Origin of the sequence: Streptomyces sp. B15 (genome assembly GCF_018070605.1) — a bacterium.
Taxonomy (GTDB): domain Bacteria; phylum Actinomycetota; class Actinomycetes; order Streptomycetales; family Streptomycetaceae; genus Streptomyces; species Streptomyces smyrnaeus.
In genome coordinates, this window is sequence record NZ_JAGPXJ010000042.1 from 22,226 (window position 1) to 43,163 (window position 20,938).

Annotated in this window: 16 protein-coding genes, 1 tRNA gene and 1 pseudogene; 9 read left to right on the top strand and 9 right to left on the bottom strand. The window is 71.9% G+C overall.

Features of this window, described 5'->3' with window-relative positions; all coding sequences use genetic code 11:
- Positions 1-30 precede the first annotated feature (30 nt).
- Positions 31-1,020, top strand: a complete 990-nt coding sequence (locus KBY19_RS19655; RefSeq protein WP_185016537.1) for a carbohydrate kinase family protein — start codon at positions 31-33, stop codon at positions 1,018-1,020.
- A 74-nt stretch (positions 1,021-1,094) separates the two neighbouring features.
- On the opposite strand, the gene KBY19_RS19660 is transcribed toward KBY19_RS19655, so the two are convergent.
- Together KBY19_RS19660 and KBY19_RS19665 are read right to left on the bottom strand one after the other, a co-directional pair.
- Positions 1,095-1,559, bottom strand: coding sequence for a PPOX class F420-dependent oxidoreductase (locus tag KBY19_RS19660; protein ID WP_099879559.1), 465 nt, complete (start codon positions 1,557-1,559; stop codon positions 1,095-1,097).
- A 68-nt stretch (positions 1,560-1,627) separates the two neighbouring features.
- Positions 1,628-2,524 (bottom strand): hypothetical protein, encoded by an 897-nt coding sequence (locus KBY19_RS19665; protein WP_210966322.1) that lies wholly within the window; start codon positions 2,522-2,524, stop codon positions 1,628-1,630.
- A gap of 367 nt (positions 2,525-2,891) precedes the next feature.
- On the opposite strand from KBY19_RS19665, the gene KBY19_RS19670 reads away from it, so the two are divergent.
- The 5 genes and pseudogenes from KBY19_RS19670 to KBY19_RS19690 all read left to right on the top strand — a co-directional run bounded on the left by KBY19_RS19670 (position 2,892) and on the right by KBY19_RS19690 (position 8,772).
- The gene (locus KBY19_RS19670) at positions 2,892-3,125 is read left to right on the top strand and encodes a hypothetical protein (RefSeq protein WP_185016536.1); all 234 of its coding nucleotides are present in this window, start codon (positions 2,892-2,894) and stop codon (positions 3,123-3,125) included.
- Positions 3,126-3,245: 120 nt separating this feature from the next.
- Entirely contained in the window at positions 3,246-4,211 is a 966-nt protein-coding gene (locus KBY19_RS19675) for a hypothetical protein (protein ID WP_099886397.1), read from the top strand.
- A 75-nt stretch (positions 4,212-4,286) separates the two neighbouring features.
- Positions 4,287-7,428: pseudogene (locus KBY19_RS19680) on the top strand (endo-alpha-N-acetylgalactosaminidase family protein).
- A 114-nt stretch (positions 7,429-7,542) separates the two neighbouring features.
- Entirely contained in the window at positions 7,543-8,430 is an 888-nt protein-coding gene (locus KBY19_RS19685) for an AraC family transcriptional regulator (protein ID WP_185019351.1), read from the top strand.
- A 9-nt stretch (positions 8,431-8,439) separates the two neighbouring features.
- Positions 8,440-8,772: a chorismate mutase gene (locus tag KBY19_RS19690; RefSeq protein WP_099879553.1), complete on the top strand. Its 333-nt coding sequence runs from the start codon at positions 8,440-8,442 to the stop codon at positions 8,770-8,772.
- 161 nt (positions 8,773-8,933) lie between these two features.
- On the opposite strand, the gene pyk is transcribed toward KBY19_RS19690, so the two are convergent.
- The 5 genes from pyk to pepN form a co-directional block, all read right to left on the bottom strand.
- Complete coding sequence (gene pyk, locus KBY19_RS19695; protein WP_099879551.1) at positions 8,934-10,361, bottom strand: pyruvate kinase; 1,428 nt, start codon at positions 10,359-10,361, stop codon at positions 8,934-8,936.
- A gap of 282 nt (positions 10,362-10,643) precedes the next feature.
- The gene (locus KBY19_RS19700) at positions 10,644-11,426 is read right to left on the bottom strand and encodes an SIMPL domain-containing protein (RefSeq protein ID WP_185016535.1); all 783 of its coding nucleotides are present in this window, start codon (positions 11,424-11,426) and stop codon (positions 10,644-10,646) included.
- Positions 11,423-12,871: a SidA/IucD/PvdA family monooxygenase gene (locus tag KBY19_RS19705; protein ID WP_307843563.1), complete on the bottom strand. Its 1,449-nt coding sequence runs from the start codon at positions 12,869-12,871 to the stop codon at positions 11,423-11,425. The genes KBY19_RS19700 and KBY19_RS19705 overlap by 4 nt, the downstream gene beginning before the upstream one ends.
- Positions 12,868-14,550 (bottom strand): pyridoxal-dependent decarboxylase, encoded by a 1,683-nt coding sequence (locus KBY19_RS19710; RefSeq protein WP_185016533.1) that lies wholly within the window; start codon positions 14,548-14,550, stop codon positions 12,868-12,870. The genes KBY19_RS19705 and KBY19_RS19710 overlap by 4 nt, the downstream gene beginning before the upstream one ends.
- A gap of 220 nt (positions 14,551-14,770) precedes the next feature.
- Positions 14,771-17,326 (bottom strand): aminopeptidase N, encoded by a 2,556-nt coding sequence (gene pepN, locus KBY19_RS19715; protein WP_210956107.1) that lies wholly within the window; start codon positions 17,324-17,326, stop codon positions 14,771-14,773.
- A gap of 203 nt (positions 17,327-17,529) precedes the next feature.
- Between pepN and KBY19_RS19720 the strand changes: the two genes are divergently transcribed.
- Both KBY19_RS19720 and KBY19_RS19725 read left to right on the top strand, forming a co-directional pair.
- Positions 17,530-18,513, top strand: a complete 984-nt coding sequence (locus tag KBY19_RS19720) for a GlxA family transcriptional regulator (RefSeq protein ID WP_210966324.1) — start codon at positions 17,530-17,532, stop codon at positions 18,511-18,513.
- Between the two features lie 39 nt (positions 18,514-18,552).
- A complete protein-coding gene (locus tag KBY19_RS19725; RefSeq protein ID WP_185016530.1) occupies positions 18,553-19,179 on the top strand; it encodes an isochorismatase family protein in 627 nt (208 codons plus the stop codon).
- Here KBY19_RS19725 and KBY19_RS19730 read toward each other — a convergent pair.
- Both KBY19_RS19730 and KBY19_RS19735 read right to left on the bottom strand, forming a co-directional pair.
- Positions 19,176-19,946, bottom strand: a complete 771-nt coding sequence (locus tag KBY19_RS19730; protein ID WP_210956109.1) for a helix-turn-helix domain-containing protein — start codon at positions 19,944-19,946, stop codon at positions 19,176-19,178. The two genes, KBY19_RS19725 and KBY19_RS19730, sit on opposite strands and share 4 nt — an antisense overlap.
- Before the next feature lie 110 nt (positions 19,947-20,056).
- Positions 20,057-20,131, bottom strand: a tRNA-Leu gene (locus KBY19_RS19735).
- Between the two features lie 96 nt (positions 20,132-20,227).
- Here KBY19_RS19735 and KBY19_RS19740 point away from each other — a divergent pair.
- Entirely contained in the window at positions 20,228-20,911 is a 684-nt protein-coding gene (locus tag KBY19_RS19740) for an ANTAR domain-containing response regulator (RefSeq protein ID WP_099879537.1), read from the top strand.
- Positions 20,912-20,938 lie beyond the last annotated feature (27 nt).

Here is a 20,938-nt window from a genome sequence, read left to right on the forward strand (position 1 = left end):
GCAAAGCTTCCAGCCGGCAAGGAGATTCCCGTGCGGATAGCCGTGACAGGTTCGATCGCCACGGACCACCTGATGACGTTCCCCGGCCGCTTCAGCGACCAACTCCTGCCCGACAGCCTGCACACGGTCTCGCTCTCCTTCCTCGTGGAGGAGCTGGAGATCCGGCGCGGCGGGGTCGCGGCCAACATCGCCTTCGGCCTCGGCGGGCTCGGACTGACCCCGGTGCTGGTCGGGGCGGCGGGCAGCGACTGGACGGACTACCAGCTGTGGCTCAAGGAGCACGGCGTCGACACCGACTCCGTGCACGTGAGCGGCAGCCGCCACACCGCCCGCTTCGTGTGCACCACCGACGCCGACCACAACCAGATCGGCTCCTTCTACCCGGGCGCCATGAGCGAGGCCCGTCACATCTCGCTGCATGAGGTGGCGCGCCGCACCGGCGGACTCGACCTGGTCGTCGTCGCCCCCGACGACCCCGAGGCGATGCTGCGCCACACCCGCGAATGCGCCGAACTGGGCGTCCCGTTCGCCGCCGACATCTCCCAGCAGCTCGCCGTCCTGGACCGCGACGGTGTACGGGCGCTGCTGGCCTCACCCGCGTATCTGTTCACCAACGCCTACGAGGCGGTGCTGCTCCAGGAGCGCACCGGATGGACCGAGCAGCAGATCCTCGGCCGCGTCGGCACCTGGATCACCACCCGCGGCGCCGACGGGGTGCACATCGAGCGGGTCGGGGTCCGCCCCCTCGACGTCCCCGCCGTGCCCCTGGAACCGTCCGCCACCGTCGACCCGACCGGCGCGGGCGACGCGTTCCGCGCGGGTTTCCTGGCGGGTCTCGCCCGGGCCCTCGGCCACGAACGCGCGGCCCGGCTCGGCAGTGCCCTGGCGACCACGGCACTGGAGGTGACCGGCACCCAGACCTACGCCCTGGACCGGGGCCTGCTGGCGCGCCGGTTGCGTGACGCGTACGGCCAGGTTGCGGCACAGGAGCTGGCCCCGTGTCTGTCGTCACTCGACTGACGCCTGTTGCCTGACGCCTGGGACGTTCGGCCGACCCCGTCTGCGGCAGGGGGCCCGGGGGGTCGGCAGCGCCCTCAGGAAGCCAGCCGGGCCGGGAACCCGCCCTTGGCGATCGGCCCCCACCTGCGCGGCGTCACCCGGATCAGCGACTTGCCCTGCTTGAGCATGGCCGTCCGGTACTCGTCCCAGTCCGGGTGCTCACCGGAGACGGACCGGTAGTACTCGACCAGCGGCTCCACCGCCTCGGGCACGTCCAGGACCTCGGCCTCCCCGTCGATCTGCACCCACGGCCCGTTCCACTCGTCGGACAGCACGATCACGCTCACCGCGGTGTCGCGCCGCGCGTTGTGCGTCTTGGCGCGCTCCGGGTACGTCGCGACGACGATCCGGCCCTCGGCGTCGACCCCGCACGTCAGCGGCGACGCCTGCGGTGTGCCGTCCGCCCGGCGCGTCAGCAGGATGGCCCGGTGCCGGGGCCGCACGAACTCCAGCAGTTCCTCGACCCCGACCCGGGTGTTGGTGGCAATGGAAGGGCTCATCCTCCGAACCTACGCCATGGCGCGCCCCGCCACGAGAAGCTGCGGCGGAAGGGACGGGCCGGGGCTGCCTAGGTGTCGCAGGGCCACACCGAGCCGCACAGCCCGCACCGGGCCCGCACATGTCCGCGTACCGGCACCCGCACCCGGCAGGTGGGGCATGGGAAGGAGACCCGCAGCGCCGAGCCGTCGCCCGGCTCGAAGGAGTACCCGGCGGCGCCCGGGCCGGCGTCGGTGCCGCCGCCCTGCCCGTGCCGCCGGTCGCGCACATAGCGCCGCCGCTCCAGCCACGGCGCCGCCGCCAGCGGCGGCATCTCCTCGTCCCGGTCGGCCACCTTCCGTCCCCGCTCGTAGGCCTCGTACGCCTGCGGGCTGGTGAACCAGATCGCCGGGTCCTCCCCGAACAGCCGCGCCCGCTTGGCCAGCACGTAGCCGAACTCCTCCGGGGTCAGATAGCCGAGCTTCTGCGAGGTGAGGGCGTCCTGCCGGAACGCGTCCAGCAGCAGCCAGCCGGCGCCCAGATAGGTGGTGGCGGTGTCGGTGAGGATCTCGTTGGCCCGGGTGCCGTCGAACGCCAGGCCGAGGCGGTGCAGCCAGACATGGGTGACCTCGTGGGCGAGGGCGGCGCCGATGTCGTGGCGGTGGCGTTTGAAGCGGGAGTTCAGCTCCACGAAGTACTCGGGCCCGGCCGTCAGTTCGACGTTCGCCGCATGTGTCATCTCGCGGAAGGTGACGATCACCCGCGCCTCGGGCAGCCGCAGGTGCCGCACCATCACTCCCGCGACGCGCTGCGCCCCCAGGTAGAGATCGTCGGCGTCCGCGAAGGCGACATCCCCCGGGGCCACGCTGGTGTCGAAGCCGCGGACGGAGTCCGCCGACATCCGCCGATACAGCGCGGTGATCGCCTCGCGCACCGTCTCCAGGTGCGGAAACCCCCGCTCCACGGGGTCAGCCACCGAACCACCCATCCCACACCCCCAGCACGCGGCCTACCGCCACGATAACTCCGCCCCGGGCGCCCCGCCGGGCATCCTCGGCCACGGGCATCACGGACGCCACCGGCACCAAGGGACAACAGGCGGCAACCGTTGTCCCTTGAGAAAAGTTGCGATCACCGGGGTTTGCGGCCGGTGCTGCCGGTAAGACGAAACGCCAGGTGCTTGGGAGGACAGGCACATCCGCGGGAGGTGACCGCCAACGGTCGCCCCGGGTGTGTCACCCGAGCCGCCTCCCGCGGTTGCCGGGGATGTTCGAGACCGGGAGGAGCGAGATCCTATGTGCGCCGCACGCCACCGTCACGTCCGTGACCGCCGGGACCTGCACACGCCCCACCAGGTGCGTGAGCTGAGTGAGAAGGTGCGCGCCGCTGTCCGAGAGCTGAGCGGTACCACCCGGGCCCAGGCCCCCACCGTCGAACGGATCGCCCGGCAGGCCGGGCTGGCCGGGGACGAGGTGCGCGCCGTGCTGGAGGCCATGGACAACGGCTGCGTCCTGGGACGGCACCGTGCCGCCGGGCCCGGGCACCACACCGTCCGCCGGCACGCGACCGGGCGCGTGCCGGCCGCCTGACGGCCGCGGCCGCGGGGCGCTCTCCCCGTCCCGCGGCCCCCGTGCGCCCCACGGCCACTGACGGGCCCCGGGCCACGGGCAGGCGAGGGCGAGGTACGGTCGTCGGTGGGAGGTTTCGGCTTGCGCGTGGGGGTACTGGATGTCGGTTCGAACACCGTACGGCTGGAGATAGCCGACGCCACCGGAGCGGTTCCCCTCCCGGTGCACACCGTCAAGTACCGGCTGCGGCTGGCGGACGACGTGGACAGCGAGGGCCGGCTGCCCGAGTACGCGGTCGAGCGGCTGGCCGAAGCGGCCACGGCGGCCGAGGAGGAGGCCCGCTCCTGGGGAGTGACCCGGCTGGCGGCCTTCGCGACGGCCATCGTCCGAGAGGCGCCCAACCGCGACCAGATCGTGGAAGCCGTACACAAACGCTCGGGGCTTCAGCTGCGGATCATGTCCGGCCGCCGCGAGGCGGAGCTGACATTCCTGGCGGCCCGGCGCTGGATGGGCTGGCGGGCCGGACCGATGGTGCTGCTCGACATCGGCGGCGGCTCCGTGGAGGTGGCCTTCGGCCGCTCCGGAGTGCCGGACCTCGCCGTCTCGGCCCCGCTGGGCGCCGGCCGGCTCACCCGCGAGCACTTCGGCCCCGCCGACCCGCCGCCCGCCGAGCAACTGCGGGCCGTACGGCGCCAGGTACGGCACCAACTGCGCGATGTCACCGCCCGCATCCGCTGGGAGCAGCCGCACACCGCGGTGGCCACCTCCCGCACACTGCACCAGCTGGCCCGGCTGTGCGGGGCGGCGCCCGGCAGGGAAGGCCCGTTCACCCCGCGCTATCTCAAGCGCGGCCGGCTGCGCAAGGAGCTGAGCAGGCTGGCGCGGCTCCCGGCCGCCGAACGCGCCGAGCTGCCCGGTATCTCCCCCGCCCGGGCCGGCCAGGCACTGGCCGGCGCCCTGGTCGCGCACACCACCATGACGCTGCTGGACATCAAGACGCTCCAGCTGTGCCCCTGGGCACTGCGCGAGGGCGTCCTGATCCACGAGCTCGAACAGGACGCCCCCGGCGCATCCGGAAGTCCAACAACCGCCCACACTTGTCCATAGGCAGCCGCACATCCGTCGGCGAAGGCTGGGTCGCCCAACCGGACCGTAGGGCGACAGCCGAGCGGAGGCGGACCCATGGCGAGCGGCGAGGCGAGCACAGACGCGACCCGTAGTGTGACCCGCAGAGCGGTGGTGGCGGCAGGCGCGGCGGTGGGAGCCGGCACCGTACTGGCCGGCTCCGCCCACCCGGCGGCGGCGAGCGCGGCGGCGCCGCGCACCCACACCCTGCGCACCCCCGCCCTCGACGTCACCGTCGACACCGGATTCCCCCGCGTCGTCGGCTACACGGACCGCGAGACCGGCAAGACCCTCCACGGCCAGCAGGATCCCGTCGACAGCCTCCTCGTCGACGGCGCGGAACACCGGCCCCACGTCACGAGCAGACCGGACGCCCGCAGCATCACCTACACCCTCACCCTGGACACCGGCACCGTACTCACCGTCGAGATCGAGGCCGACGGCCACCAGGTGCACTGGCGCGTCACCCGCATCGAGGAGAGCGCCACCGGCCGCATCGGCACGCTCGGCCTCCCGCGGCTGGCCTTTCTGTCCGTCCGCTCCGACCAGCGGCCCGCGCCCGTGCTGTACGCCGCCCGTATCGAGCTGGACAAGGCCGCGAGCGGCGACACCCTCGTCGAACTGGCCGACGGCACCCGGACCGATCCGGAACCGGTCGGCTGCGCATACGCGGTCGTGGCCACCGGCGATCTCGCCGCGGCCGTCGAGACCAACACCAGCTACGACAAGCCGACCGGGACCAAGGGCGCCACCTGGGAGAACGGCAGGCTCTGGCGGCAGACGGTCAGCGACCGGGGAGCGGTGGTGGCCCGGCTGACCTGCGGCCAGTGGACGTACCGCGCCGCCACCGCCGGGCCCGAGCAGACCGAGCCGCTGCCGCAGGTCACCGTCGTCGTCACCCGGGACCGCAACGGCGACGGGGTCGCCGACTGGCAGGACGCGGCCATCGCGATGCGGGACATCATGGTCGAACCGCGCGGCGCCGACGAACAGCATCTGCGGGTGGTCCCGCACATCCCGTTCAACTTCGCCAGCCAGGCCACCAACCCGTTCCTGACCACCCTCGACCACGTCAAACGCATCCACCTGGCGACCGACGGGCTGCGTCAGTTCACCCTGCTCAAGGGCTACCAGTCCGAGGGCCACGACTCCGCGCACCCCGACTACGCGGGCAACTACAACAAGCGCGCCGGCGGGCTGGCGGACCTGAACACCCTGCTGCGCAACGGCAAGCGGTGGAACTGCGACTTCGCGGTGCACGTCAACGCCACCGAGTCGTACCCGGTCGCCCACGCCTTCTCCGAGACCCTCGTCGACAAGACGGACGAACAGTGGGACTGGCTGGACCAGTCCTACCGCATCGACCAGCGCCGCGACCTGGTCTCCGGCGACATCGCCGCGCGCTTCCGCAAGCTGCGCGAGGACACCGACGAGGGACTGAACTGCCTCTACATCGATGTCTTCCGCGAGTCGGGCTGGACCTCCGACCGCCTCCAGCGGGTCCTGGACGAACAGGGCTGGATGGTCAGCACCGAGTGGGGCCACGGTCTGGAGCGGTCGGCGCTGTGGTCGCACTGGGCGACCGAGACCGACTACGGCGGCGACACCTCGCGCGGCATCAACTCCCGCCTGATCCGCTTCATCCGCAACCACCAGAAGGACGTCTTCGCCGACAAGTGGCCCACCCTGCTCGGCGCGCCCCGGATGGGCAACTACGAGGGCTGGCGGGGCAAGACCGACTGGCACGCCTTCTACCGGCTCATCTGGACCCACAGCCTCCCCGCCAAGTACCTCCAGGCCAGACCCATCCGCACCTGGCGGGAGCACGAGATCACCTTCGAGGGCGCCGAGGCCACCACCGTCACCGACACCGACGGCAGGCGCCGCATCACCACCGACGGCCGGAAGGTCTACGACGACGGCACGTACCTGCTGCCCTGGGAGCCCCGCAAGGCCACCGACCCGCCGAAGCTCTACCACTACAACCCCCGCGGCGAACGCACCACCTGGCGGCTGCCCGCCGGCTGGTCGGACGCCCGCACGGTCCACCTCCACCCGCTGACCGGCCAGGGCCGGGGCGCGCCGCGCCGGGTGGCCGTCTCGGGCGGCGAGGTCACGCTGACCGCCGAACCCGACCAGCCGTACGTCCTGTACCGCACCCCCGCGCCGGCACCGCCCGACCCGCGCTGGGGCGAGGGCACCCCGCTGGCCGACCCCGGCTTCCACGCGGGCGACCTCGTGGCGTGGACCGTCCAGGGCGCGGCGAGCGTGGCGGCCGGCGAACGCGGCGACAACGAACTCGTCTTCCCGCCGGGCGGCGCCGCCTCCGTCAGCCAGCGGCCGGCCCGGCTGCGGCCGGGCAGCTACGCCGCCTCGGTCCAGGTGCAGGTGGGCACCGAGACGGGCCACCGGCGCCGCGCCGCCCTCACCGTCCGCACCGCGGACGGCGTCACCGCGCAGAACTGGACCACGTCGTCCACCGCCACCAACCACGTCGCGGCCGACCTCAAGCACGGCACCCGCTTCCAGCGGATGACGACCTGGTTCACCGTGCCCGAAGGCGGCGGACCGGTCACCCTCGCCCTCACGGTGGGGAAGGGCGAGGTACCGGTCCGCTTCGACGACGTACGGATCGTCCCCGGCACTCCCTCCGGGCGGCGCGGCACGCTCGTGCACGAGGACTTCGAGCATGTGCCGCACGGCTGGGGACCGTTCGTCAAGGGCGACGCGGGCGGCACCACAGACCCGCGCACCCTCCCCCAGCTAACGCTGGGAGGTGCCCCCAGCCCAGCGGCACGCGCCCTACACCCAGCGCGGCTGGAACGGCAAGTCCATAGATGACGCGATCGACGTGATCGAGGGGAGCGAGTCGCTCAAGTCCCGGGGCGAGAACACCGGCCTCGTCTACCGCACGGTCGCGCACACCGCCCGCTTCGAGCCGGGGAAGACCTACCGCGTCGCGTTCCGCTACCAGAACGAGAAGGCGGGCCAGTACGCCTGGGTCACCGGGGTGGACGAGCCGGACGCACGGGAGCTGGGGCGCACACCGCTGCCGGTCGCCACCGAAACGGCCACCCACACCTACGAGTTCACCGCACCCGAGCAGGGCGAGGCGTGGGTCGGCCTGCGCAAGGTGGGTGACGACGGCAAGGCCGAGTTCGTACTGGACACCTTCACGGTGACCCGGGTGAGCGCATGAGCGGCGGTCGCCGGCCGACGGACCGGTGACCGACCGGGGGTGATCACCGTACGCTGCTGCCCTGAACGAGTGAGGGGAGCGCCTGCGGTGGCCGAGCACCGGTACCAGTCCTGGATGCGGTACTTCACCCCGGGGCCCGTTCACCACCGCCTCGGCCTGGTCTGCCTCGGCGTCGGAATGCAGCACGGCGCTCTGCCCCCGGTCGGTCCCCGCACCCTCGACCACCATGTCGCCGTCGTCGTCAGCGGCGGCCGCGGCTGGTACGTCGACCCCCGCGATCCGGAAGGGGCCCGCCAGGAGGTGGTGGCCCCCGCGCTGCTGTGGATCGTCCCCGGCGTACCGCACCACTTCGGCGCCGACCCCCGCGAGGGCTGGGACGAGAGCTTCGTCGACTTCACCGGCTCCGCCGTGACCGCCTACACCGAACTGGGCTGCATCGAGCCGGCACGCCCCCTCGTCCCGCTCACCGACGCGGACCCGGCCCGCGCCGCCATAGCGCGCGTCGCCCGCGCGGCACGCCCCGGGAACCCGCTGCTGGAGGTGGAGGCGGCCGCTGCCGTCCACGAACTCCTCGTCGCCCTGCGCAGGGCCCGCGCCGACACCACGGCCGACGGCGCACCCGTGCTGGAGGCCCTGGCCCGCGACGCGTTCCTCCCGCTCTCCGTGGCCGACCACGCCGCCCGGCACGGTATGACCCCCGCCGAGCTGCGCGCCGCCGTACGCCGCGGCGCCGGGTGCAGCCCGAAGGACTATCTGCTGGGTATCCGGCTGGGCCGCGCCAAGGAACTGCTGGCCGGCACCCAGCTGCCCGTCTCCACGGTCGCCCGCCGCGTCGGCTACGACGACCCGGCCTACTTCTCCCGCCTCTTCACCCGCCGGGTGGGCACCCCGCCCGTGCACTTCCGCGCCACCCAGTCCCGCAAGGTCCCCGGCGGCTACGCCAGCCGCGTCCCCGACCCGGACCACCCGCCGACCATCCCGTGCAGTCGGCTCAGCGGATAGGGTCGAGCGATGACCAGCAGCAACATCCAGCAGCCCGACGAGTCCGTTCGCGCGGAGCTGACCGCGCTGCGCGACAGCATCGACAACATCGATGCCGCCGTGGTGCACATGCTCGCCGAGCGTTTCAAGTGCACCCAGCGTGTCGGCCGCCTCAAGGCCGACCACCAGCTGCCCCCGGCCGATCCGGCCCGTGAGGCCCGGCAGATCGCCCGCCTGCGTGAGCTCGCCAAGGACGCCAAGCTGGACCCGGCCTTCGCGGAGAAGTTGCTGAACTTCATCATCGCCGAGGTCATCCGCCACCACGAGCAGATCGCCGGGGGAGCCGGGCAGCAGGACCGCTGACCCGGCCGCCGTCCCGCGGCGGCCGGGTCGCACCGGTCCGGCGGCGAACGGCTCGGCCCCTGCTTGTCATGGGCCGCCGACTGTCAGGGCTCCGTCTGTCAGGGCCCCGTCTGGCAAAGGCTCTCGCCGGCCCTCAGGAATCGTCCCTCAGAAGTCCTCCCTCAGGAGTCCTCCTCGCCCAGCCGGTGCACCCGCACCAGGTTGGTCGAGCCGGGGACGCCGGGCGGCGAGCCGGCGGTGATGATGACCAGGTCGCCGCGGTCGCAGCGGCCCAGCTTCAGCAGCATCTCGTCGACCTGGTCCACCATCTCGTCCGTCGTCTGCACCATCGGGCCGAGGAAGGTCTCGACGCCCCAGGTGAGATTGAGCTGCGAACGGGTCGACGCGTCCGGGGTGAACGCCAGCACCGGGATGGGGGAGCGGTAGCGGGACAGCCGGCGGACCGTGTCGCCGGACTGGGTGAAGGCCACCAGGTACTTGGCGCCGAGGAAGTCGCCCATCTCCGCTGCCGCCCGCGCCACGGCGCCGCCCTGGGTGCGCGGCTTGCTGCTCTGCGTCAGCGGCGGCAGCCCCTTGGCGAGCATGTCCTCCTCGGCCGCCTCGACGATCCGGCTCATCGTGCGCACCGTCTCGATCGGATACTTGCCCACGCTCGTCTCGCCCGAGAGCATCACCGCGTCGGTGCCGTCCATCACCGCGTTGGCGACATCGGAGGCCTCCGCGCGGGTGGGGCGGGACGCGTCGATCATCGAGTCCAGCATCTGCGTCGCCACGATCACCGGCTTGGCGTTCCGCCTGCACAGCTTGATGGCCCGCTTCTGCACCAGCGGCACCTGCTCCAGCGGCATCTCCACGCCCAGGTCACCGCGGGCGACCATCACACCGTCGAACGCGTCGACGATGGACTCCAGATTCGCCACCGCCTGCGGCTTCTCCAGCTTGGCGAGGACCGGCAGATGGCGGCCCTCCTCCGCCATCACGCGGTGCACCTCCTTGATGTCGTGCCCGCTGCGCACGAAGGAGAGCGCGATCAGGTCGGCACCCGTGCGCAGCGCCCAGCGCAGGTCCTCGACGTCCTTGTCGGAGAGCGCGGGCACGGAGACGGCGACGCCCGGCAGATTGAGGCCCTTGTGGTCGGAGACCATCCCGCCCTCGATGACCATGGTGTGCACCACGGAGCCCTCGACGCGGGTGACTTCCAGGGTGACCCGGCCGTCGTCCACCAGGATCCGCTCACCGGCCGTGACATCGGCGGCCAGCCCCGGGTAGGTGGTGCCGCACATCGAGCGGTCACCCTCCATGTCCTCGACGGTGATGGCGAACTCGTCGCCCCGTTCAAGGAGTACAGGACCTTCCTGGAAACGACCCAGCCGGATCTTCGGACCTTGAAGGTCCGCGAGCACCCCCACGTTCCGCTTCGTCTCCTCGGCGGCGGCGCGCACCCGGTGGTAGCGCTCCTCGTGCTCGGCGTGCGTGCCGTGGCTCATGTTGAACCGGGCGACATCCATTCCCGCTTCCACGAGCGTCTTGATCTGCTCGTACGAGTCGGTGGACGGGCCCAGGGTGCTGACGATTTTCGCTCGGCGCATAGCCAGAGCCTAAGACTTACCGACGCGTAAAGAACCGGCACTGGACAATTGTCCAACCGCCCTTTACCGAAAAGCCATTGAATCCCGAGGACAACTAATAAATTGGGCGCCCATTCGCTCTGATGAGCATGCACCGGGCTGTTCCGTCTCGACCGCCGAGACGGAACAGCCCCCGCACACCCCTCGCCCGCTCCTCGCGCACCGCCCCCCTCGCGGAGCTGCGACGGACCCGCGCACACCAGCCGTGCACCAGCCGCAGACCTGCCGCGCACCAACCGCCGATCAGTCCAACTGCGGCGGACTCATCACAAAGCGCGCATTCACCTGCGCGGAGACCGTCTGCCGCTGCGGTTCCAGATCCAACTCCGGCGGCGGCCCCGCCGCCCTGCCGTACCCGCGCATCCCCCCGGGCGCCGCCGGAAACGGCGGCGGAACGCTGTTCTCCGCACCGAGATCCGCCAGCTCCACCAGCGCCACCAGCCGCGCCCCCAGCGCCTCCGCGTACTCCCGGGCCCGCGTCACCGCCTCCCGCACCGCCTGCTGCCGCGCCTCACGGTGCGCCGGCGAATTCCGCCACAGCCCCCACCACGGGCCCTGCACCTGAGTCAGCTCCAGATCGGCGAGCCGCGTCGTCAACTCGCCCAGCACCGTGAAATCCGTGACGGTGGCGTTCAGCCGCACCCGCCCGTCGTAGGCGTGCACCCGCTCCCGCTTGCTGCCGTCCCGCATCTGAGGCTGCACACTGAACGTACCCGTCGACAACTTCTGCACCGCGTCGCCGTAACTCTTGATCAGCTCCAGCGCCCGCGCGTTGCGCCGCGTCAGATCCTCCAGCGCGGCGCGCCGGTCGGTACCGCGAGCGGAGACCGAGACACCGATGCGCGCGTAGTCCGGGTCGAACTCCAAGCTCGCCTCCCCGCGCACCGCCACCCGCGGCGCCTGAGGAGTGCCGTAGGGAAGCGCCCCGAAGCCGCCGTCCGCCTCGGCGGAGGCCGGCCCTGCGGCGGAGCCGGCACCGTGGGGCGGCGGATCGGGAGTCGGCCACGTTCCGGGTATCTGCGTCATACGCCAACTGTGGCAGACCGGTCCGCGGGCCCCGCGGCACCGGCGGCGCCCGACCGCTCCTCCCGGAGCCCGAAGCGGGTGAAGGCCGTACGCCTCGGCAGCGGATAGCTCTCCCGCCCCGTCACCGCGTTGAGGATCACCGCGCTGCGATGCGCCGCCAGCCCCAGATCCGGCGCGCCCACCCCGTGCGTGTGCCGCTCCGCGTTCTGCACGAAGACCGCACCGGTGACCGCGCGCTCCAGCACCAGCCGGTACTCCTCGTCCACCAGCGGACGGTCCGAGCCGTCCCGCCGCAGATACGGATGGAGCGCCGCCAGCATCCCGTCCGTCGCACGCTCGGTGTAACCCGTCGCCAGCACCACCGCGTCCGTCGTCAGGACACCGCGCTCCTCCTGCTCCGTGTGCTCCACGTGCAGCTCCAGCCCCGACCTGCCGCCCCTCCCGGCCGTCCGCACCCGCACCCCCGGGGTGAGCACCGCGTCCGGCCAGCCGCCGCCGTCACCGTCACCGTCGTTCAGCGCCTGCGTCCTGCGGTACAGCTCGTCGTGCACCGCCGCGAGCGTCTCGGCGTCCACCGCCTTGTGCAGCTGCCACTGGCGCGGCAGCAGCCCGTCGCGCACCCGCTCGGACAGACCGTGGAAGTACCGGGTGTAGTCGGGGGTGAAGTGTTCGAGCCCCAGCTTGCTGTACTCCATCGGCGCGAAAGCACCGCTGCGCGTCAGCCAGCGCAGCCGCTCCCGCCCCACCGGCCGCCTGCGCAGCAGATCCAGGAACACCTCCGCACCCGACTGACCCGAACCGATCACCGTCACATGCCCGGCCGCCAGCAGCTCCTCGCGGTGCTCCAGATACTCCGAGGAGTGGTACACCGGAACCGACGGCGCCTCCGCCAGCGGCCGCAGCGCCTGCGGCACATACGGTGCCGTACCGACCCCCAGCACCACGTTGCGCGCGTACGATCTGCCCAGCGCCTCCGCCTCGCCATGCGCGTCCAGCTGAGTGAAGTCGACCTCGAACAGCGCCTGTTCGGCGTTCCAGCGCACCGCGTCCACCTGGTGCCCGAAGTGCAGCCCCGGCACCCCCTCGCTCACCCAACGGCAGTACGCGTCGTACTCGGCCCGCTCGATGTGGAACCGCTCCGCGAAGTAGAACGGGAACAGCCGCTCCCGCTCCCGCAGGAACCGCAGGAACGACCACGGGCTCGCCGGATCCGCCAGCGTCACCAGGTCCGCCAGGAAAGGCACCTGCAGCGTCGCCCCCTCGATCAGCAACCCGGGATGCCAGCGGAACGCGGGCCGCTGCTCGTAGAACGCGCACCGCAGCCCCGGCACCCCTTCCCCCAGCGCCGCCAGCGAAAGGTTGAACGGGCCGATCCCGACCCCCACCAGATCCAGCGGCTCCGCCGCCGACTCGGCCGCCGCCCGCGCTTCCTCGCCGTCCCTCACGCGTCCACTCCCTCGCATACCGATCCCTCCGACTCCGCTCCCGCCGCCTGCCCCGCCGCCGTACGACCCGCCGCCGTTGCCGCGCCTGCCGCCGCACCAGGCGACGCAGCCCGAGCCACCAGCTCCAGCAGCGCGGCCAGATCACTGCCCCGCACCGCCGGGTTGAGCAGCGTCACCTTCCACCACAGCCGACCGCCCAGCGCGGCCCGGCCCAACACCGCCTGACCAAGCTCCAGCAACTGCCGCCGCACCCCCGCCACCAGCGCGTCGTCCCCGCCCACCGGGCGGAAGACCACCGTGGAGATCACCGGACGTGCGTACAGCTCGAACCGCTCGTCCCGCGCCAGCCGGTCCGCGAGCTCCGCCGCCGCCGCACAGGTGCGCTCCACCAACCGGGCCATCCCCGACCGCCCCAGCGCCCGCAGCGTCACCGCCACCTTCAGCACGTCCGGGCGCCGCGTCGTGCGCAACGAGCGCCCCAGCAGATCCGGCAGCCCCGCCTCGGTGTCGTCGTCCGCGTTGAGATAGTCGGCGCGATGGTCCAGGACGCCCAGCGCCGTCCGGTCCGGCACGGCCAGAAATCCGGCGGCCACTGGCTGCCAGCCCAGCTTGTGCAGATCGAACGTCACACTGTCGGCGCGCTCCAGACCCGCCAACCGCCCCCGCAGCGCCGCACTGAACAGCAGCGGACCGCCGTACGCCGCATCCACGTGCAGCAGCGCGCCGTGCCGGTGCGCCACCTCGGCGAGCCGCGGCAGCGGATCCACCGCACCCGTGTCCGTCGTCCCCGCCGTCGCCACCACCCATGGCACCGCGCCGCCCTGCCCCGGCGCAGCCTGATCCGGTGCCGCCTGCCCCGCCGCCTGGTCCGGTGCCGCGTCGCCGCGCGCCAGATCCTCCAGCGCCGTCTCCAGCGCCGCGGGATCCAGCACCCCGCGGGGCGTCGGCACCACCAGCGGCGGCGCCATCCCCAGCAGCCACGCCGCACGGTGCACGCTGTGGTGCGCGTTCGCGCCGCACACCACGCGCACCGGGCCGCCACCACCCTCCGCCGCGGTGCTGGCCCGCTCCCGGGCCAGCAGCAGCGCGAGCTGGTTCGCCTCCGTACCACCGGTCGTCACCAGCGCGTCCGGTCCCACCGCCGAGGCGTCCGGCCCCGCCGCCGCACCCGCCGTGGGGAAGACCAGCCGCGCCAGCGCACGGCACACCAGCGTCTCCAGCTCCGAGGCGGCGGGCGCCTGATCCCACGAGTCCAGCGACGGGTTCAACGCGCTGGCCGCCACATCGGCGGCCGCCGCCACCGCCAGCGGCGGACAGTGCAGATGAGCGGCGCACAGCGGGTCCGCGGGGTCGGCGGCCCCCCGCGCCACCGCGCCGACCAGGACGTCCAGCGCCTCGGCGGCCCCCGCTCCCCGCTCCGGCAACACCGCACCCACAGCCGCCCGCACCCGCGCGGCGACCGCCTCGGGGCCGCCGGCCGGCAGCGGCCCGCCGCGCTCCACCGCCCCCCGCGACAACGCCCCCACCACCGTGCCGAGCAGTGGACGCAGCGCGGCCGGACCGGCGGCCCCGCCCGCGAGCAACTGACCGGTGTCCGGGCCCGGACCCGGTTCGGGACCTGCCCTTCCCTCCGGTCCCGGGGCGACATCCTGCAGGCCATCGACGGTGAACGCAGACATGGCGGCTCTTTCGTACGCGGCGGCCGAACCGAACACGACGGCGGCCTTGGGCGGTTAGGGCGACCTAACTTAGGTGCCGTGCGACCCATGACCCGACGATCTCCGCGCTACTTCGCCCGAAGGAGGTAGCCGGGAGCCGACCCGCGCGACGGATCTGATAAAAGGGTCACCGCGTGCACCTGCCGCCCGCCGCCGGCGGGCCCCGCAGCCGCGTCGCCGCTCAGGAGATCGCCGCGCGCACCCCCAGCGCACGCCGCAGATCATCGAGCTGATCCTCCAGCCGACGCCGCAGCGCCGGGACCGGACGACCCGAGGCCAGACACTCCTCACCCCGGGTCAGCGTCTCCTCGTCCACGAAGACGGCCGGGAACGCGTACCGTCCCGCCGCCTCCGCCAGAGCCGGGCCCCGCCGCGCCGCCAACGGCACCACATCCGTGAAATACCGCGCCACGAACCCGTGCAGCAGCCCCGACTGCTCCGGCTGCCAGAAACCCTGCGCCGTCGCCGTGAACAGATAGTTCGACAACGCGTCCGCAGGACCGAACATGTCCTCCCACGCCTTCTCCTTGGCCGCCGCCTCCGGCAGCGCCGCCCGGCACCGGGCAGCGGCCTCCGCACCGCGCGCACTCGCATCGGCCGCCCGGGCCTCCTCGATCTCGGCAGCGCCCACCGCACCCAGCACCGAAAGCCGCAACAGCAGCCGCCACCGCAGCTCCACATCCAGGGCCGGACCGCCCCCCGGCACCTCGCCCGCCGCCTGCCACGCCAGCAGCTCCTCCGGCCCGGTCGCGCAGTCGATGAAATACCGCGCAGCCGTCAGCCGCACCCCCGAACCACCGGCACCCGCCCCACTCCCGACACCGTCGCCACCCCCGGCGGCCAGCAACTCCCGACACACCTCGCCCAGCAGCCCCAGCGCCTCCGTGCGCTGCGCACCCGACAGACAGCGGTCGGCCGCATACCCCCGCGCGAACGCCAGCACCCCCTGCACCACCGCGTTGTCCGTCTCGAACGGCAGATGCGCCCGCGCCATCCGCACATACTCCAACGGGCCCAACTCGGCCTCCCGCAGCATGTCCCGCGCCGCGTTCCACACCACCGCACGCGACAACTGCCCCGGCAACCCGGACAGCACCGAACGCACCGTTCCCCACGAGACGGGATCCAGCCGCACCTTCGCATACGTCCAGTCCAGATCATTGACCAGCACCAGATCCGGACGCGGCCCGTCCAACGTCACCGTCAACCGGCCCCCGTCCGGCGGCACATCCCGCTCCAGCCGCTCCCGCAGCACCAACCGCGACTCGTCCGCCGCAGCCCGGTCGTACAACCCCACCGCCAACCGGTGCGGACGATCGCCCCGATGCTCCACATCCACGTACCAACGCCGGGCCTCCGACTCGCCCACCCGCGGCACCAGCGTGTCCACCCCCGTCGTACGCAGCCAGCTCTCCGCCCAGCCACGCACATCCCGGTCCGAAGCACGGGCCAGCGAGTCCAGGAAGTCCCCGAGCGTCGCGTTGCCGAACCGGTGCCGGGCGAAATGCTCGTTGATGCCCGCCAGGAAACTCTTCTCGCCCAGCCACACCACCAGCTGCCGCAGCGCCGACGCGCCCTTCGCATACGAGATCCCGTCGAAGTTGCCCAGCGCCGCCGCCGTGTCCGGCACCGCGTCCGGATCCGGCGCCACCGGATGCGTCGAAGGCCGCTCGTCCGCGTCGTAACCCCAGCTCTTGCGCGCCACCGCGAAGTCCGTCCAGGTGTCGCCGAAGCGCGTCGCCTCGCTCAACACCTGATACCCCATGTACTCCGCGAACGACTCGTTCAGCCAGATGTCGTCCCACCAGCGCAGCGTCACCAGATCGCCGAACCACATGTGCGCCATCTCGTGCGCGATCACCATGGCCCGCGTCTGCTGCTCGGTTTCCGTGACCGCCGAACGGTGGATGAACTCGTCCCGGAAGGTAACCAGACCAGGATTCTCCATCGCACCCGCGTTGAACTCCGGCACGAAAGCCTGATCGTAGGAGTCGAACGGATACGGTTCGTCGAAGATCTCGTGATAGCGGTCGAAGCAGCGCCGCGTCACCTCCAGCAACTCCGCCGAGTCCGCCTCCAGATACCGACCGAGCGAGCTGCGCACATGCAGCCCGAACGGCAGCCCCGCGTGCTCGGTGCGCACCGAATGGAACGGGCCCGCCGCCACCGCCATCAGATAGGTACTGAGCGGAGGCGTGGGCGCACACTCCCACCGGCCGGCGCCGCTGCCGCCCTCCCCGACGCGGGCGGCCACACCGTTGCCCAGCACCGTCCACCCCTCCGGCGCCGTCACCGACACCCGGAAGACCGCCTTCAGATCCGGCTGATCGAAACAGGCGAACACCAACGGCGCATCGGTGACACAGCACTGCGTGTACACGTACACATTGCCGTCCTCCGGATCCGTGAACCGGTGCATGCCCTCGCCCACCCGCGAGAACGGCATCAGCGCCTCGACCCGCAGCACATGCTCCCCGGCCGCCAGCCCGCGCAGCGGCAACCGCCCCTCGCGCAGCTCACCCGGATCGATCGGCGCCCCGTCCAGCTCCGCCCGCACCAGCCGGCTCGGCCGCAGCTCCACGAAGGTGTCCACCCCCGCCTCCAGCGCGGCGAACCGCACCACGGTCGTGGACCCGAACACCTCCTCCCCCCGGGTCAGGTCAAGATCCACCGCATACTGCTCGACCCTCACAACCCGGGCCCGCCCCTGCGCTTCCGCACACGTCAACACGACCATGCGCGCCATAGTGCCCCACACAGGTACATCGCGCACCGGTATCCACGCACAGCGGATCACCACCGGGCGCCACCGCCCACCACCGGGCGCCACCCCGCGACGGCCTCCGTCCGCCGCCCCTCCGCGAGGGGCGCCGCACCGTGTCCGGATCCGACAGAAGACCGTCATTGCCGCCATGACCGACCAGGCGTGACGATGAACGCATGACCACAACCCGCCGGGTCGTCATCGCGGTCTTCACCGATGTCGACCTCCTCGATGTCACCGGCCCGGCCGAGGTGTTCGCGCTCGCCAACCGGGAGACCGGCGGCCGGGCGGGCTACCAGGTGCAGCTCGCGGGCCCCGCCGCCGGAGTGATCACCACCTCCGCGGGGGTACGGCTGGTCGCGGACCTCTCGTTCGCCGAGGTCGACGGCGTTCTCGACACGCTGCTGGTGCCCGGCGTCGTGGACATGCCCCCCGAAGGGCCGGTCGCCAGGATCGACCCCGACATCGTGACGTGGCTCAAGACGACCGCGCCGCTGGCCCGGCGCGTGGCGTCGGTGTGTGTGGGCGCACACCTGCTGGCCGCGGCCGGCCTGCTGGACGGCAAGACGGCCACCACCCACTGGACGACCGCCGCACAACTGGCAACCGACCACCCGGCGGTGACGGTGGACCCCGACCCGATCTTCGTACGGTGCGGAAACGTGTGGACCGGCGCCGGTATCAGCGCCTGCATGGACCTCGCGCTGGCACTGGTGGCCGAGGACCTGGGCGAGGACATCGCCCTGGCAGTGGCCCGGCAACTGGTCATGTACCTCAAACGCCAGGGCGGCCAGAGCCAGTTCTCGGTTCCGCTGAGCCGACCACCGGCCACCCGCCGGGACATCGACGAACTCCGGATGTTCATCGCCGACCACCTGGACGGCGACCTGTCCGCAGCCGCCCTCGCCGCACACATGTGCCTGAGCGAACGGCACTTCGCCCGGGTCTTCCGCCAGGAGACCGGCACCACCCCCGCCGCATACGTCGAGGCCGCCCGGGTGGAGGCGGCCCGCCGCCTGCTGGAGAGCACCGACCAGCCGCTGGACCGGATCGCCACCGCCTGCGGACTCGGCTCGGTGGAAACGCTCCACCGAGCGCTGCGCAAGCAGATCGGCACCACCCCGGCGGCCTACCGCCGCCGCTTCCGCACCGCCGGCTGAACCCCTGCCGAACCGACACCCATGAAACGGAGCCCTGCCATGACCGCTGCCCCGACTGCTTCCCCGACCCCTTCCCCGAGCCTGCGGGAGGTGATCGGCCTCGACAACCGACTTCCCCGGCTCGCCGAGTCCACCCTCGTCATGATCGACTTCCAGAACACCTACCGCACCGGCGTCATGACCCTCGAAGGCGCCGAGCCGGCCCTCGCAGCCGGGGCCCGCCTGCTGGCCGCCGCCCGCGCCGCGGGCACCCCCGTCGTCCACATCGTCAACGACGGCGGCGAGGACACCCCCTACGACATCCGCGCCGACATCGGCGCCATCAGCCCCGAAGTCGCCCCCGCCGACGGCGAACCCGTCGTGGTCAAGCACCACCCCGACGCCTTCCACGACACCGATCTGGACAAGACCCTGCGAGAACTCGGCGCGGGCACACAGTTGGTGCTGGCGGGCTTCATGACCCACATGTGCGTCACCTTCACAGCCCAGGGCGCCTTCAACCTCGGCTACCGCCCCACCGTCGTCGCCGAGGCCACCGCCACCCGGTCCCTGACCGCCCCCGACGCCACCGTCATCCCCGCCGCCACCCTCCACCTGGCCGCCCTCACCACCATCGCCGACCTCTTCGGCCCCATCGCCCCCACCGTCGCCGACCTCACCCCCTAATACTTGGCCCCGACGTGCGCGTCCATCAGCGCCACGGAGGCACGACGGGCGACGGAGATGTTGCAGCCGCCTCTGCTGTGGGGTGTGCTGGTCCACTCGACGCCGAGTGTGTCCAGGGTGCGGCAGTAGAGGCGCAGGATGTCGGGGGACTTGTTGGTGAAGAAGTAGCGCGGATACTCGTACCGTTTGCGCTGCCCGCCCACCATGCGCGTGGTCCAGTTGGTGATCCGGCAGCCGTCGGAGTGGATGAGTCCCCGGACCAGCTCCCAGGGGTACACGTCGACGATCTCCTGCTGCCAGGGGGCCAGTACGATCCGGCGCTCGTGCTTCCTGCCGGGTCCGTGCTGGGGAAATAGACAGGGCCAGTGACTGGAGTAGGCGGTCACATTGACGCAGCCAGGACGCTGGACGCGGCAGACCTTGTTCTCCGGCCGGACCAGGCGCATCGCATGCTCGCATGCGTCGATGAGCCCGGGCCAGGCGTCCGCACACGCGATCCGGAGGGTGTAGGTGCGGGCCAGCCGACTGACGCAGCCGTCGCCGAGGTAGAGGCCTAAGAGGTAGCTGTAGGCAGCGACGTCCGCCGGTGGTCGAGGAGGAGAGGAGCACCGCTCGCATGTGGTGGTGCATCGGCGGCTCGGGCGCATCCTCTGCTGCCACGAGCGGAGGCACCACCGCGAGATGCCGGTCTGCTTGCTGACGGAGTTGAGGCTGCGGCCCTGCGCGACGAGAGCGAGAGCGCGCCTCCTCGTGTCGATGTCGTACATGCGAGCAGCATTCGCTGACACGTGCGACACGGGAGGGTGAAAAGGGCTCCGTTAGCTCGATAGAGCGGAATCAGTCGCTTCCGCTTGCCACCTTGGAATCGAAGGTGAAGTGCCCCGGGTCGGACTCGAACCGACACTGTATGGGTTTTGAATCCATTGCCTGCTGCCAATTGGGCTACCGGGGCCAGTGGAATCGAAGGCTAACGCCCACCCGCTGTGCTCTTACTTTACAGGACCTGGGTAGGCTCGAAGGTCCCACCTGTGCGGAAACGAGGAGCCAAGTGAGCGCGGCGGACTTCCCCGAGCCTGAGAGTGCCCAGAGTGCAGAGTCCGTCGAGGCGGAGGCCTCGACGGACGGTAGTGCGCATGTACCTCCGGCGACGACCCGGGTCGTGATCGCGGAGGACGAGGCGCTGATCCGGATGGATCTCAAGGAGATGTTGGAGGAGGAGGGCTACACCGTCGTCGGCGAGGCCGGAGACGGTCGGCAAGCTGTGGAGCTGGCTCGTGAGCACCGCCCTGACCTGTGCATTCTCGATGTGAAGATGCCGGTGCTCGACGGTATCTCCGCGGCCGAGAAGATCGCGGAGGAGAGCATCGCTCCGGTGCTGATGCTGACGGCGTTCTCCCAGCGGGAGCTGGTCGAGCGGGCTCGGGACGCCGGGGCGATGGCCTACCTGGTGAAGCCGTTCAGCAAGAGCGATGTGGTGCCGGCCATCGAGATGGCGGTCTCCCGGTTCACGGAGTTGAAGACGCTGGAGAAGGAGGTCGCCGACCTCTCCCAGCGGCTGGAGACGCGGAAGCTGGTGGACCGGGCCAAGAGCGTGCTGCAGACGCAGTACGGGCTGACGGAGCCGGCCGCTTTCCGGTGGATCCAGAAGACCTCGATGGACCGTCGGCTGTCGATGCAGCAGGTGGCGGAGGCGGTCATCGCCGACGCCGAGGAGCGCAAGAAGCAGCAGTAGGCCGGATGCGGTGGCCGGGGCCGGGGC

What these genes read in the sequence shown, in the direction of transcription:
- KBY19_RS19730 (WP_210956109.1), bottom strand. Translation starts at nt 19,946, where the DNA reads ATGTACGACATCGACACGAGGAGGCGCGCTCTCGCTCTCGTCGCGCAG.
- pepN (WP_210956107.1), bottom strand. Translation starts at nt 17,326, where the DNA reads ATGGTCGTGTTGACGTGTGCGGAAGCGCAGGGGCGGGCCCGGGTTGTG.
- KBY19_RS19685 (WP_185019351.1), top strand. Translation starts at nt 7,543, where the DNA reads ATGCGGTACTTCACCCCGGGGCCCGTTCACCACCGCCTCGGCCTGGTC.
- KBY19_RS19725 (WP_185016530.1), top strand. Translation starts at nt 18,553, where the DNA reads ATGACCGCTGCCCCGACTGCTTCCCCGACCCCTTCCCCGAGCCTGCGG.
- KBY19_RS19660 (WP_099879559.1), bottom strand. Translation starts at nt 1,559, where the DNA reads ATGAGCCCTTCCATTGCCACCAACACCCGGGTCGGGGTCGAGGAACTG.
- KBY19_RS19700 (WP_185016535.1), bottom strand. Translation starts at nt 11,426, where the DNA reads ATGACGCAGATACCCGGAACGTGGCCGACTCCCGATCCGCCGCCCCAC.
- KBY19_RS19710 (WP_185016533.1), bottom strand. Translation starts at nt 14,550, where the DNA reads ATGTCTGCGTTCACCGTCGATGGCCTGCAGGATGTCGCCCCGGGACCG.
- KBY19_RS19720 (WP_210966324.1), top strand. Translation starts at nt 17,530, where the DNA reads ATGACCACAACCCGCCGGGTCGTCATCGCGGTCTTCACCGATGTCGAC.
- KBY19_RS19665 (WP_210966322.1), bottom strand. Translation starts at nt 2,524, where the DNA reads ATGGGTGGTTCGGTGGCTGACCCCGTGGAGCGGGGGTTTCCGCACCTG.
- KBY19_RS19690 (WP_099879553.1), top strand. Translation starts at nt 8,440, where the DNA reads ATGACCAGCAGCAACATCCAGCAGCCCGACGAGTCCGTTCGCGCGGAG.
- pyk (WP_099879551.1), bottom strand. Translation starts at nt 10,361, where the DNA reads ATGCGCCGAGCGAAAATCGTCAGCACCCTGGGCCCGTCCACCGACTCG.